This is a genomic window from Brevibacillus dissolubilis (assembly GCF_006170445.1).
GTDB lineage: Bacteria > Bacillota > Bacilli > Brevibacillales > Brevibacillaceae > Brevibacillus_B > Brevibacillus_B dissolubilis.
Genome location: NZ_VCNA01000010.1, coordinates 124,887 through 140,758, shown reverse-complemented (window position 1 = coordinate 140,758; position 15,872 = coordinate 124,887). Strand labels below are relative to the sequence as shown.

At 46.6% G+C, this 15,872-nt stretch carries 6 protein-coding genes; all 6 read right to left on the bottom strand.

Annotated elements, in window-relative coordinates; all coding sequences use genetic code 11:
• Positions 1-1,419, bottom strand: a complete 1,419-nt coding sequence (locus FGI41_RS18605) for a condensation domain-containing protein (protein ID WP_139491839.1) — start codon at positions 1,417-1,419, stop codon at positions 1-3.
• Positions 1,416-4,697, bottom strand: a complete 3,282-nt coding sequence (locus FGI41_RS18600; RefSeq protein ID WP_139491838.1) for a non-ribosomal peptide synthetase — start codon at positions 4,695-4,697, stop codon at positions 1,416-1,418. The genes FGI41_RS18605 and FGI41_RS18600 overlap by 4 nt, the downstream gene beginning before the upstream one ends.
• A 54-nt stretch (positions 4,698-4,751) precedes the next feature.
• The gene (locus FGI41_RS18595) at positions 4,752-9,986 is read right to left on the bottom strand and encodes a non-ribosomal peptide synthetase (protein WP_139491837.1); all 5,235 of its coding nucleotides are present in this window, start codon (positions 9,984-9,986) and stop codon (positions 4,752-4,754) included.
• Between the two features lie 48 nt (positions 9,987-10,034).
• Positions 10,035-11,264 (bottom strand): MDR family MFS transporter, encoded by a 1,230-nt coding sequence (locus FGI41_RS18590; protein ID WP_176560345.1) that lies wholly within the window; start codon positions 11,262-11,264, stop codon positions 10,035-10,037.
• 332 nt (positions 11,265-11,596) lie between these two features.
• On the bottom strand, positions 11,597-14,707 hold the full coding sequence (locus FGI41_RS18585) for a bifunctional diguanylate cyclase/phosphodiesterase (RefSeq protein ID WP_176560344.1): 3,111 nt from the start codon (positions 14,705-14,707) through the stop codon (positions 11,597-11,599).
• A gap of 136 nt (positions 14,708-14,843) precedes the next feature.
• The gene (locus tag FGI41_RS18580) at positions 14,844-15,812 is read right to left on the bottom strand and encodes a YbgA family protein (RefSeq protein ID WP_139491834.1); all 969 of its coding nucleotides are present in this window, start codon (positions 15,810-15,812) and stop codon (positions 14,844-14,846) included.
• Positions 15,813-15,872 lie beyond the last annotated feature (60 nt).

Sequence of the window (15,872 nt, the reverse complement as noted above, 5' to 3'; positions counted from 1 at the left end):
CTAAACACCTACTTCTATGTGACTAGTTATATAATCAATAAGATTTTTGAAGTGGCTGGCCATTCGAATGATTGTATCTTTTTCAAACAAATCTCGATTATATTCAATGGATAGCGTGAAACTGCCATCGGCTGGGATTACGAACAAAGTCATATCGAACTTCGATGTACCATTCGTGATATCAAGATAGTCGATCTCCAACCCTGTCATATTTAATTTTGGCATCGGCATATTCTGATATGAAAACATAACTTGGAATACAGAGCTTTTCTCTGCATGCTTGTCCAGATTCAACTGTTGCACCATCTGTTCATACGGATAATCCTGATTGATATACGCCTGGTTCACACACGTATGTATCTGCTTAAGCAGACTGCGAAAGGAAACACCTTCGTCCAATTTTGTCCGGATCGGCAGTGTATTTACGAAGCATCCAGCCAAGCCCTCTATTTCTAGCTTGTTACGATTGGCGATAGGAATCCCAATCATCATGTCCGTCTGACCTGAATAGCGATACAAGAGAATATGAAATAACGTAAACCATACATCAAACAAAGATACATGTTCTTCCTTACTAATCTGCTCCAACTTACTTGTAACATGGTGTGGGATTTCAAATTGATAGCGGTCACCATTATAGGTTTGCTCATTTGTGCGTGGGTGATCGGTCGGAAGCTCTAGGACTGTTTGGAGATCTCTTAATTGACGCTTCCAGTATTCTGCTTGCAGCAAGAAAGACTCTTCTTCTTTTCCGCTCGACCTTTGCCAGGCAGCAAAATCACCATATTGATAACGTAATGGGGGCAGGTTGCCTTGCTGATGGAACTGATTTTCCTGATACAATTCGGATAATTCCCGGATGAGGACCCCCATCGACCATCCATCCGCGATAATATGATGAACAACTACGAGTAATACGTACTCTTGCCGGCCCAGCTGGAACAGCTTCACCCAAATAAGCGGCCCTCGTTCCAAATCAAACGTCACTTTCAACTCATGATTGACTCGTTGGATCAACTCTTCTTCATCCTCGATCTGTAACTCTTCCACCTGTAAAGCAAAATCGATCTCGGCTGCAACGGTTTGATACATTTGTCCTGACGTTACGTGAAAGGTCGTTCGCAATATCTCATGACGGGCAATCAATTTTTTCCATGCTGCTTCCAGTAATCCAATGTTTAGCTCACCTTTTATTGATAAAGCAGCAGAGATGTTATAAACCGTTTTGTCAGAAATAAATTGATGAAGAAACCACATGCGCTGTTGCGCAAAGGAAAGAGGGAAGCTTGTCCGCTCCCCTTGCACAGGAATGGAATCCAACCCTCTATTACGCATAGATTTTTGGGCGCGTACTAACGTCAACAGCTGTAATTGTTCATCAGAAAGTGCCTCGATGCGGTCAACTAAATTTTTCATCATAGCACCCCTTCTTCGTCCAGTCTCTTGCGTATTTCTTCAGCTGACAGTTGTTCAATTTGATCCAGCAGATCTGCAAAAGAATGTTCTTCTTCTTGGCTTTCCTTTATTTTTTTCAATTGCGAGCATAACTCTTCAATGGTCGGATACTTAAATAAGCTGTGAACATGCATCTGAATATGAAATTCGTTACGGATTCGCGATACCAATTGGGTAGCTATTAATGAATGTCCACCTAAATCAAAGAAATTGTGGCGGATACTGACCCGTTCGCATCCAAACAGGCTGGCCCATATTTCCGCCATCTTTTCCTCCACCTCATCTCTCGGCATCACAAGCTCAACGCTCTCGTCATGCTGTTGATCAGGTAAGGCCAACCGGTTAATCTTGCCGGTAGGTGTCAATGGGATCGAATCCATAAACACAAAATAGGAAGGAATCATAAAAATTGGTAGTTTATCGCGTAAAAAGTCACGGAGTTCGCTTGATGCCAGCTTTCGTCCCTCGCTGGATACGAGGTAGGCAACCAAGTGCTGTTCCCCTCTTTCTCCCTTAGCGAGTACCACTGTTTCCCTAATCTCGGGGTGAGTTACTATCGCTTCTTCAATTTCGCCAAGCTCAATCCGAAATCCACGAATTTTGACTTGGGAGTCTTTTCGGCCCATAAAAACGTAATGGTCATCAGGCGTTCTCCGTCCCATATCTCCCGTCTTGTAAATCGTCTTACTCGGATCCTCGGGACACGGGATAAATACTTGTTTGGTTAACTCCGGCTGATTCCAATACCCAAGAGCATTGTGGGACCCCCTGATTGCAATTTCACCAGAAACGCCGGCTCTCTGGTTGTTTTCATCCAATAACAGGATCTCAATGTCTTTCACCGGTTTTCCGACTGGGAATGTCCCCTTCCGAACCTTGGTAGATTTATTACACATAAACTGCATAGCGACCGTGCATTCACTAGGTCCATATCCATTTACCAGGATACATTGGTCTGAGAAATACTCCTTATATAAAACAGCATCCCGCTCGAACACCTCTTCTCCACCCAACACAACGTATCGTATGGTCGAAAGCAGACTCTTATCGGACAACTTGTTCAACAGGTAGCGATAAACCGTAGGTGTCGAATGGTAAATCGTAATCTTGTTCTCGTACAAAAAGTCTTCGATGCGATCGATCTCTTCTTTGGTATCAAAAGGAAATAAGGTTGCCCCATTTAACAAAGCAGCATAGATATCCATAATCCCTGCATCAACACTGTAGGACGGAATCAGAGTTACGCGGTCTTCGTGTTGGATTCCGAGATTTGCAGAATACGTTTCCATATGCTTCATCACATTTTTATGGCTTTGCATAATGCCTTTTGGTTTCCCCGTTGATCCAGAGGTAAAGAGAATATAGGCTTCCGCATCAGGCTGTACGCTAACATGTACATTAGCTGTTGAGATAGAGAAGTCCATGTCATCAATCGTGATGATCCGCTCATCCCCTTGCAGCTGTTGGGCAAGAGCCAAAAACGGTCTGCTCGTTACGATGGTGGAAGCTCCACATTCCTGCACGATGTAGGAAAGACGCTCAATCGGGTAGGTGGGGTCTAGAGGTACATACGTTTTTCCTGCTTTTAACGCACCTAACGTACCAATAATCATGGCGGAACTATTATCGAATAACAAAAAGATTCTTTGCTCCTGTGCCGGCACCTGTTCAAGAAGATAGCCGGCGACATGATTCGCTGCTTGATTTAGCTCGTGGTAAGACAGAGTGGAATCCTTTGTCTTGATCGCAATATGGTCAGGAACTCGTAGAGCCTGCTCCTCAAAAACAGAATGAATCGTTGAATGAGCCTCCCATTTGGAAGGAGCATCTGTCTGAACAACGTCTTGGTATCCAGCAGAACGAAGTGGAATATCTGCAATCCGTTGAGCTTGTCCTCCATTGCAGACCGATTGGATCACCTGCTGGTATTGCTCCAGCATTTCTTCAATGGTATCCCGCTCAAACAGGTCGGTCCGATATACCAATTGCCCTTCCAGTCCCTCTGATGTTTCGGTAAAGGAGAGAGTCAAATCAAATTTGGATGTCCCATTATCCACGTGAATGGATGTGACGGAGAGATTTGGCAGCTCGAATGGATGGAGCGGTGCATTCTGAAGGATAAACATCACCTGAAAAACAGGCATGTAGCTCGGATTTCGTATAGGATTGATCTCGTCTACTATTTTTTCGAAAGGGACACTCTGATTGGAATAGGCTTCTAAGGTTGTCTGTTTGATCTGCTGCAGCAAGTCACGGAATGTCAGATTGTTAGACAAATCTGTTCGAATCGCCAGTGTATTGATAAAATAACCGATTAACTCCTCTATCTCATGATCATTTCGATTGGCAACCGGAGTTCCAACAATCAGGTCCGTTTGTCCCGAATACCGATACAGGATCACCTTAAAGATGGCAAGCATCAGCATAGATAAAGTAACCCCTTCTTGCTGGCACAAAGAGGAAAGATGGTTCTGAATCGACTTTGGAATCAAAAATGTTACAGCAACACCTGCTCCACTCGGTACAGGCGGACGGGTAAAATCCGTAGGCAGCTGCAATACGGGAAGCTCACCAGACAATTTTTGTTTCCAATAGTCGATTTGTGATTGGATAGCATCACCTTCTAACAGCTCTCTCTGCCATTCCGAAAAATCTGCATATTGAATGGCAAGCTCCTGCAATGGTGATGGCTCATTCCTGTAAATAGCCTGATAAATCGCTGAGATTTCTTTAATTAAGATCCCGATGGACCATCCATCCGAAATGATATGGTGCATGGTTAGGCACAAGATATGTTCTTGCCCGCCCAGCTTTAAAAGGTGAAAGCGTATTAATGGCCCTGTCTCCAGATTAAATGGAATTTGAGCCTGTTGTTCCATCCATTCATGTGCTTTTTTTTCTCGCTCTTCTTCATGATCAAAGTCAGTAAAAGGAATGATCGGTATTTCTAGATGGAAGGCAGAGGAGATGACTTGGATGGGAACATCATTTTGCTCGGAAAACGTGGTTCTTAGCGTCTCGTGACGGCGAATCACCTCATGAATACTTCTATGCAGGGCCGAAACATCAAGGCTTCCTGTCATTTTCATCGCTTTCATGATATTGTATCTCGCCGAGTCAGCCTCCATCTTATATCGATACCATAAGCTTTGCTGAGCAAACGATGCAGGAAAGATGTAGGTTTCTTGTTGAGACTGTACGGCTGTGTCACATTCCATCTGATCATTTTGGAAATAACTCATACTTCATCCCCTTCATCTGTTTCTGATCATGGCTACATCTCACTCTTGATCCGATTACACACGATATTTCTCGCGGTTGCGTCGGGCAATGGCCGGAAGCGGACTTGAGGGTTTTGCATGATCAGCGTTATTTATGATTTTTTCAGCTAAAAACGCGATAGTCGGATTCGAGAAGAAATCGATCAGACGCAGGTCGACTCCCCATTTCCCCCTTACCCGTGTAAGAACCCGGACCGCCTGCAAAGAATTCCCACCGAGATGTAAGAACTGATTCTTCGTTCCGATTTTTTCGACCCCAAGTATTTCTCTCCAGATCGCTACCAACGACTCTTCCACTTCGTTCACAGGCGCACAATATTCCTCAACCATCCTCAGCGAATTTTCCGTTGGGGCAGGCAGTGCTTTACGGTCAATCTTTCCGTTCGGTGTTAAAGGAAACGATTCGAGTGGAATCCAGATGGATGGGATCATGTAAGGCGGCAATTTTTCTCTTGCAAACATCGTTATTTCAGCCGCATCAATCTCAGACTTACCAGTCACATAGGCAACCAAGTGTTGATATCCCTTTTCATCCACATGTACAGTGACCAATGCTTTTTCTACACTCTCATGGCTGTTCACGATCACTTCAATCTCTTGCAGCTCGATCCTTTGTCCATTCATTTTTACTTGGAAATCCATGCGACCTAGATATTCGAGGTTCCCATCTGCCAGATAACGAACCAAGTCGCCCGTCTTATACAGGGTTGTCTGCTCGGATGTAAATGGATTGGGAACAAACTTTTCCTTCGTCAAATGATCCAGGTTTACATATCCTGCTGTTAATCCATCTCCACCGATATACAGCTCCCCAGGAATGCCAATCGGTACAGGCTGCATGTGCTGATCCAATACATAGAAGGTCGTATTATGAATCGGACGGCCAATTGTGATCGGTTCTTTTCCACTCTGATCGATTAGCGCGAAGCTTGAATAGGTCGTATCTTCTGAGGGGCCATATAAGTTCCATATTTTCTCCACAGATGCAATTTTCGATAATTCCTGAACGAGTTTAGGAGGTACAGGTTCCCCGGCCAGATTGACAATCCGAACAGAATCAGGAAGCTTTTCGGTACGCAGCAGCTCGGTCATGATGGACGGAACGGTATTGATCAAAGTAACTTCTGATGCTTGCGATAAATGCACCAGTTGTAATGCATGCTCTACGAGAATGATTTTCCCACCTCGCATCAGTGTTACAAAAATTTCAAAGACCGAGAGATCGAAACAAATCGAGGTAGAAGCCAACACTCCGTTCATATCTGAATCCGAATAAATATGTTTGCTCCAGTTCATCAAAGCCCCCACACTGCGATGCCTGATGGGTACCCCTTTTGGTTTGCCTGTCGAACCAGATGTGTAGATGAAGTAGGCTGGTTGTTCTGCATCGACACAAGGATTGGTACCATTCACACAAGAAGATTGTGACCAATCCATCTCATCCAGATAGAGGCTGTTCTCCACATGGAACTGGTTGTTCATTGTTTTTTGCGTGATCAGTAAGGAAGCTTGTGCATCCTGCATAATATACGAAAGTCGATCACTCGGATAAGCAGGATCGAGAGGAACATAAGTAGCACCGGCTTTTAGTATTCCAAGCATTCCTACTATTAAAGTAGCGGTACGCTCCATGCAAATACCGATTTTTGTACCAATGCCTGCTCCCGCTTGCCTTATATGCTGGGCAACTATATTCGCTCTTTCGTTTAATTCTGCATAGGTCAGCATCTCTGTTCCATCTGTGAGCGCTATGGCATTCGGCTTTGCCTCCACCTGTTCCTCGATATACTGGTGGATGCTCTTTTCGCGAGGGTATTCTGATTGAGTTTGATTCCAATCCACCAATACTTTTTGTTTCTCATCGCTTGGCAATAACGTTAGGAGTTCAATCCTTTCTTCTGGATTCTCCAATACACACTCCAGTAGCGTGAGATACTGTTGAGCCATGCGATTTATCGTTTCATACTGATAGAGTTCCGGATTATATTTAAAACTTGCTATAATCGAATCCTCACCCTCTACTACTTCCAGCATCAGATTGAATTGCTGTGATCTTTGTTCGATAAAACGAGGCGTAACCATGAGTCCGCCAAACTGGGTGAATTCCGCTTCTCCGCTTGGTTTCGTTATGAATCTGAGGTCATGAAGCAAATGACTCTTCAGGAAAACAAACATCGTCTGAAAAATAGGATGATCATGGATGGAACGCTCTACTTGCAGACGGTCAACCAGCAACGAAAACGGATAATTTTGATGGGCAGTCCCAGCAAGCGTAACCGCACGAACTTGATCCAAAAATTCGAAGAAGGTAGGATTTCCAGCTATTCTTGTGCGTAGCGCAATTGGATTCACAAAATAACCGACGGTGTCCTGAAACTCCCTTTGGCTGCGGCTGGCTGTCGGAGATCCGACGATCATATCGTCTGTTCCCGTGTAACGGAACAACAGGATCTTATACAAGGAGAGTAGGAACATGTAAGTCGTAACATCTTTACTTGCCGCAAATGCTTTTAATTTTTGGGCTAATGCTGGTTGCAGCTCAATGCTCACCACACTGGTCTTTGCAACAAGATTGTCATCTGTCAGGTGGTCTTGTGGAAGTTTTAATACAGGGAGTGGTCCTTCCAGTTGTTTGCTCCAGTAACTCCAGAGCCTGTCTCCCTCTTCCCCCTGTAGCATTTCGGCTTGCCATTTGCAAAAGTCAGAATATTGCATGTTCGGTAGAGTGACGGCTGGAATCTTTCCATTCGAGAACTCTTCATAATAATCCCGCAACTCGGACATTAAGACCGAAATGGACCATAGGTCGGTAATGATGTGATGAAATACGAATAACAGGACATATTCACTGGAGGTTCTCTCAAAAAGATGGATGTAGCACAAAGGATCGTTCAGTAAATCAAAAGGGGTATGTATGAAACGCTCCAGCTCTTGTTGAAGCTCTTGCTCACTCCATTGGCTGGCATCTCTGATATGGAATTGCAATGCTTGCCGTTCATTGCCACCAAAGCGTTGCATAGGTTCTGATTGGACTTCCTCAAAAGTGGAGGTTAGGATCGGATGCCGTTTAAAAAGCAAGGCAATACTTTTTCCCAAGGCTTCAATATTCAATTCAGAATGAATGTTCATCGCATAATGAACGTTATAGGCCGTATCTGCTTCCTTTAGATGTTGCATGACCCACATTGATTTTTGCCCGTAAGAAAGCGGATGAAGCATGTCCTTCCCGTATTCCTTCCCGTTGTCTGCTGCTCCCTGCTGTACATGTGCATCTGATTTGAAACCACCACTTTTTAGAATGGTTTCTGCCAATTGCTCGATCGAGTTCTCTTTCAACAGATCCACCTCCGAAACGATGTAATGGGTCTCTTGGTCAATCCTATTTTTTAATTCAATCGCAGCTAATGAGTCAACACCAAGTGAAACAAACGTGTGACCATATTCCTTTGGCGTAATCGGTGTTTTCAATATCGTGGATGTTACATGTACCAGATAATCAAGGATTTTCTTTTTCTCTTCATCCTCCACAGGGTTATGCGAGGAGCTATTTTCACTGTCTGCAGGCTGATCCATCTGTGTAACACGGTGCTCTGGGTCAATCACTTTCAGGTTATTCGCAAGATATAGATCCCGGCATAAAAAACGTTGAACCTTTCCACTCGTTGTTTTGGGAATTCCACCCGGATAGACAAACACGATGTCAGAAACATGCAGCTCATGCGCCAATCCAACCGCTTCACGCGTGATACGTGCTAACTCCTCTACGTCGACATCCTTTCTCGCTTCACGCTTGATTTCTTGCACGATGACGACCTTCTCCCCGCTCTCCGATCCAACTGAAAAAGCAGCACATGCTGATGGCTGAAACGCGTTGTGACTTTTCTCGACGGTATGTTCGATATCGTGAGGGTAGTAGTTTCTTCCACGGATAATAATCAGATCTTTAATTCTTCCCGTAACATACAATTCACCCACTTCGATGAATCCTACATCACCGGTTCGCAAAAAGGGACCTTCATTGGTATCCGCTGTATACGCATGGAAGGTTTTGTGCGTTTCTTTGCTTTTCTGCCAATATCCCTTGGTCACACTTGGGCCAGATATCCAGATTTCACCCACCTCGCCTGATCTGCATTCCACCAGCGTGTCGGGATTCACAATCTTTATCAAATCTTGACCCATTGTCCGGCCACAGCTGACCCGATTGTTTTCTCCCTTGTTGGAGCCAAAAAGTGGATCGCTTGGTCCCCCCGTCACAAATAAAGTGGACTCTGCTAAGCCATAGCATGGGAAAAAGGCGGATTCTTGGAAGCCACACACGGAAAACTTTTTCGCGAATGCCTGGAGGGTATTAGCCCGAATCGGTTCTGCTCCGTTGAAGGCGATTTTCCATGAGCTTACATCCAGTTGCTTCAACTGCTCATCCGTAATCTTGTCCACACATAATTCATAGGCGAAATTGGGCCCACCACTGGTTGTCGCTTTGTAGTCGGATATGCCCTTCAACCACAAAAACGGGTTTTGGATAAAATCCATAGGTGACATGAAAACACACGTTGCTCCAGAATAAAGCGGCTGTAGGATGTTTCCAATCAAGCCCATATCATGATATAAAGGCAACCACCCAAAAATAACCGAGTTGGAATCTTGTTTAAATGCACGCTGAATGGTGCGCTCATTATGCATCAGATTGTGATGCGTAACCATTACTCCTTTTGGTGTTCCTGTGGAGCCGGATGTATATTGCAGAAAAGCGATCATCTCTCCATCTACTGTGTAGGGATGATCTTGTTCGGTTCCCGCTGGATCGATCTTATCGACGGTAATCCAAAGCCGTTCATTCAAAAATTCATTCTGGCGGCTTACCGTTTTTTCATAGACTTTGTCCGTTGTCAAAATCACTTGCGGCTGGGCATCCTCCATAATAGATTGGAGTTGACTCACGTGCCGGTTCGCTTTAATCGGATAAGCAGGTACGGCAATAACGCCAGCATACAGGCACCCAATAAAGGCTTTTATGAAATCTAATCCCGGATTGAACAAGAGTAAAGCACGCATACCTGGCATCATACCCGCTTCTTTCAATCGTGTGGCAATAGCACAGGCGTATTGATCCAATTCGTGATAAGTTAGGCTGGTTTCCTTGCTGAAGTTGTTTTCCAAAAACGTGAAGGCGCGTTTGTCCGGTTGAAGTTTTGCATAGGATTGTAAGACCTCGACCAAGGTAGAACTGCTTTTCATAATTTGCATGGTACTCCTCCCGCATTTTCGTCTTCATTTAATATGTAGCTGAGATCATCATTCTGTTGCCGTGTTGGCTGGTTTTGCCGTGGAATCTTTGAGCTGCTCCATCATACGAGACAGCACCAATCCCGACACGATTAGTAATAAGGCAAAGATTATATACATGACCCTGCCACTAAAGGCGGTAAGCAACACTCCTCCGAGGAAAGGTCCAAGCGCTTCCGAAACCCTCCAATGAAGTCCAAAGATCGAAAAATATCGACCCCGCATATCTGCTGGAGCATACACAGAAATAAACTTGTCGAGATGAATATTGTAGAGCGTGTTTCCAACTACCGAAATGACACGTACGGCAACCAACACGCCATAATGGATGAAAAAAGCATAGCCTAGGGCTGCGGAGGCTGCGATCATATATCCGATAAGAACGGCACGGCTCGCACTCCGTTTTTCTACTAACGTTGCAATCCAAATCTGTAGGGTGGCTGAAGCTGCTGCTCCAATAGATAAAAGGGAGGAATACATCCAATCATAATGTTGCGGGGCTTGCTCCTTTAAATAGAGGGGAAATGTAGACCAGTCCTGAGTAGCAAAAAGTGATGTAGGAATGGCTAGGAGAGTAATTAAAAACAGATGCTTATGCTTTCGTACTGAAATTTTATAAATATTTGCCTGTTTTCTATTTTCTGTATGATCAGATAATACTGGGAGCGTCTCGGGGATTTTCCACCATACGAGAGCGAGATATAGAAAGGAAACACAGGCGAAAAATAAGAACACAAAATCAGGATTTGCTTGAAAGGTAAATAAACCAATAATAGGACCGACTGCGATCCCAAGAGAAGCTGCTGTTCCCAGCATAGCGTACACCTTAGCACGCTTTTCTACAGGTACACTATCCGCGATCTGGGCATCCGCTGCCGGAAAAAAAATATAACTTCCTGCTCCCAGAATCACGATCAGCACAGCAAATAACCAGAGTGAATCAGCAAAAATAAACCCAGTTAAGCAGATAGCCTGTACAGCAAGAGAGACCATCATCGTTAGCTTTCGGCCAACCCGATCTGAAAGTCCTCCTAAAAATAAGTTAATAAGGAATCCAGCGATCGACTCAAGTCCAATAATGGCTGTAACGACTGTCACAGGGGAGTCAAATTTTTCAGTCATATACAACACCAAAAATGGATACATCATAAATTGTGCGATTTTGGTGAGGAACGTACCACATACACGTACCCATATGGCATCATCGTATTGATTAAAAACTTGAAACAAACGCTTCATCGAATGATCCCCTCTCGTAAACATCCCTTGCTCTATATGTTCATTCCTTACAAGATCACATTAAATCAGGAATCATCGCCGAATTACAATATTTGGTTTTCTACATCTCCAATCGATAGTAACTTATTTCCTTTTTTATATCAATATGTATTTTTAGGTAATTACAAGAGCGGATAGTGCGGTCATTTTACCTACTGTTGCAACCGTAATTGGCAAATAAGGTCTAGGCCATCCTTTACCCTATATGCATGGAACAGCTGTTTGGACATACTTACTTACCAAAAAAGGTTGCCTGCAAAACAAGGCAACCTTTTTACTATTCGAATGGATCGTTACTCCCGCTTCAGTACATCGACGACTTTCTCCGCCGGCATGGGCCGTCCGAAGAGATAGCCCTGCATCTCGGTACAGCCGAGATTCTGCAGAAATTCCTGCTGCATCTCGCTCTCTACCCCCTCGGCGATGACATTGAGCTTGAGGCTTTGGGCCATGGCGACGATGGCGGTGACGATGGCGGCATCATCGCTGTCATGCGAGATGTCACGGACGAAGGACTGGGCGATTTTGAGCGTATCGATAGGGAATTTTTTGAGGTAGTGCAGGGACGAGTAGCCGGTGCCGAAATCATCGATGTAGATGGTGACGCCAAGTTCTTTGAGCGCCTGCAGCTTGTGAATCACCCACTCCATGTCATAGACGGCAATCCCTTCGGTAATCTCCAGCCCGAGGTATTCGGGAGCCAGCCCTGTTTCGTGCAGAACCTGGGCGATCAGCTCAACGATGTTGTTCTGCTGAAACTGCAGCGGCGAGAGATTGATCGAGACTCGTACGGGCTGGTAGCCTAGCATCGTCCACTCTTTCATCTGGCGGCAGGCGGTGCGCAGTACCCACTCCCCGATCGGGATGATCAGTCCAGTCTCCTCTGTCAGCGGGATGAAGTCCCCCGGTGGGATCAGACCCCATGTCGGATGATTCCAGCGGATCAGTGCCTCGACCCCCACCATCTCCCCCGTCTGCATGTCGATCTGCGGCTGATAGTACAGCACGAACTCCTCGGTGTCCAATGCCTTGCGCAGGCCGTTTTCGAGCATCATTTTGCGCGAGATGGCTTCGTTCATCTCGGAGCGGTAGAATTGGAAGTTGTTTTTGCCATTGTCCTTGACGCGGTACATCGCGGTGTCTGCGTGCTTCATCAAGGTCTTGGTGTCATGCCCGTCATCCGGATAGAGCGCCACGCCGATACTGCTGGTGATGCGCAATTCATGTTCCCCTACATCAAAAGGATGTGAAAGCACCTCGATGATCTTCTTGGCAATCATCCCCACATCCTCAATATCGCTGATCTGATCGAGGATCACGGCGAATTCATCCCCGCCCTGCCTAGACACGGTATCTGACTCGCGCACACAGCTTTTGAGACGGTCGGCAACGCTTTTGAGCAGCAGATCACCGACAGAGTGGCTGAGTGTATCATTGATCATCTTGAATCGATCCAGGTCGAGGAACAGCACGGCTACCTTGGTGTTGGAACGGTTGGCGAGCAGCAGCGAGCGGCTCAGCCGCTCCTCAAACAGGCGTCGGTTGGGTAGACCTGTGACCACATCATGATAAGCCAGCTGGCGCATCATCTCCTCTGTCTGCCGCTGGCGGGTGACATCCCGGCCCACCACCAGAATCGAAGGAGCACCGTTATCCGACATCATGATCCCGCGTGCTTCCACATCAATGATCTCCCCGTCAACACGCCGCGCCTTCAGATCAGGGAACTCGATTTTCCCGATCTCCCGCATCCGGTGGGGGGAGACATGATTGAATCCACGCGCCTTTTCCAAGACTGCACGTCGATACTCCGGCAGGATAAACGAGTAGATCGATTTCCCCAGAATCTGATTCACGTCATGCACCCCAAACATCTCAGCACCGGATGCATTGATATAAGTAATCACGCCATTCTGCATCACAGCGATGGCTTCGGGTGAATATTCAATCAGACGGCGGTATTTCTCCTCACTCTCCTGCAGTGCCCTCTCGGCGATTTTGCGCTCGGTGATATCCACCGTGCTGCCGACTACCTCTACCACACGGCCATTTTCCCATGTCGGGGAGACCGAGTTAAAAAACATCCGTCCCCGCGCCTCCAGCTCATAATGCAGACGCTCCCCCTGAAAGGCCCGCTCATACGTCTTCACCAAAAAATCGGCCTGACTCCGTGGGAAGGCATCATGGAAGGTTTTCCCGATCATCCACTTGGTATCAATGCCTAAGTCCTGCGCGATTTTGCCCTCAAAAAAAGAACAGTACATCCTGCCCGTCTCGTCCCGCTTCATCTTAAAGACGAGGGACATCGAGTTCTCAACCGTATTGCGGAAATCATCCTCCAGCGCTTTTTGCAGCGCATCCTCAGAGCGTTTGCGTCTGAGCGCCCCGCCGATGCTACCTGCTGCCGCGAGCAGGATTGCCTCTTCATTGCGGCTCCAGCGGCGTTCTTCCCGACAATCATCAAAGCCAATCTGCCCCCAGAACTCCTCCTCGACAAAAATCGGCACGATTAATACCGATCGGACCCCAATACTGCGGAAAAAGACCTGTTCCTCCTCCGGCAGGTCGCGGATGATCGATACCATCGTTTTGCCCGCAGATAATTGCTCCATCATGCGGTCAATTCCCGGCTGACGGGAGCATTTTTCCAAAAGGGGATTACCGATCTGCGAATATTTCGCGTCTTTGCACCATTCGTACCTCCGCTTGCTGACCATGCGGGGCTGGTCGTCGCCATAGCCGTTTTCAAACAGATAGACCCGGTCTGCCCCGGTCGCCTTGCCCAGAATCTCCAGCACATCGCGGACTGCCTCATCCAGATTTTGTTCAGTCAAAAGCCGGTTGGTCGCTTCCGCGGAGGCTTGGAGCAGCTCCTCTACACGTCTGCGGTGCGTGATGTTGGTACAGGTGCCGGTGATGCCCACTACCCGTCCCTGTTGATCCACAAGCACACGGGTATGCACTTCCATCCAGCCGAAGCCGCCGTCTTTTTTCAGATAACGTACTTCCCGATGTCCACTCTCCCGCTCACGGCTGATCAGTGTCGTCCATTCATAAAACAGTTTTTTACGGTCTGCGGGATGTACGAACTCGACAAACGGCTTGCCTATAGACTCCTCCACCGTATATCCGGTAATCTCGGTCCACGCCGGATTGAGATAGGTCCAGATCCCACTTGAGTTGGTCTGAAAAATAACTTCTTGGAGGTTGTTGACGACAGAGATATACTGCTCCTCGCTTTGGCGGAGCTTTTTGTCTGATGAGCGCTTGGTACGGTAGTTGATTAACAAGGCCAAGAGGAATATGCAGTAGGCAATCAGCCATGCACCTGTATAACTGGTAATAAGTGCCAGTCCCAACAAAACAACGGTAGAGACCAGCAAGATGATCCGTTGGTTTCTCAAAACGCCCGTCCCCTCTCTTCGTATTCCTTCCAATAACTACACTATGACGCTCATCTTGTTTGGTATAGACGAATCAGCCGTCAGGCAAAAAAGCTGTTCAATCAGGCGGTCGACGCCCAACTGAACAGCTTTTTCATCAATAGTCTCGTCCCTTCCCTGAATCGGTGATCTCCACCAAGGCTTCCGGATACGGGTTAAAAATCGTCTGATCCCGCAAATAATCATGCTCAAAGCGAATCACCCATGAGCGCAGGACTCCCAAGGGACTAGAAAGCGGTGCTTTACGGTTGCGGTATTTTTCAAGCAGCTCCAAAAAATACGTCTTCTCATTAGAAGAAAGCTCTTTGGAGAAGTAGCCCATAATATGGGTAAGCGTATTGATGTTGGTCGGCTGACGCGGTGAACGGCGAAGGGCATGATAGAGACCCTTTTCATATTGCTCATAGACGTCTTGTATCGGCAGCTTCTCATGATTGGCGACGATATTGCCGAGGCGCTTGAGTTCACTCTGGTTATAGGACATCAGCAGATATTTGTTATCGCTGTGGAACTTGACCAGCTCGCGCATCGAGGCCGTCTTTTTGATCTGACGGAATTGGGCCAGTGTAAACAGCTTCGTGAAAAAATGCTCACGGATGAGGAAGTTCTTCAGCCTGCCCTCCTCCTCCACAGCCAGATGGGAGAACGTCTCAAAGATCTTCCCGCCGAAAAAACCTCCGCCTGTCTCGATGACAGGTGCTTTTTCCAGACCAGAGTAGATCTTGACGTCCTTGACCCCGCAGCTGGGGGACCGGTTCTTGAGAATAAAGCCGTCCACTTCGCCCAAGGCTTGGATGAATGCATCGGTAAAACGGTTCATCGCATCAGACACGTCAGCACCTGTGCTTGGCTGCATCAGTCTGTTCTGCTCTCCATCCTTGACAATCCGGATCGTCTCACGGGGAGTCCCCAGTCCGATCTCGACCTCGGGACAGATCGGGACAAAGGTGACATAGGGCAACAGACTTTCCACGACAGGGTCATTGAGCATCTCGCCATTGTAGCGGCAGGCATCGAATTGCAGGCACTTGCTTACAACGATCACGGGTTTCTGAAATTCTCTCATGAGAGGCTACCTCCGCAGGGGACAAGCTTCTTATCTGTATGATTCCCGTTCTGCTTGCTT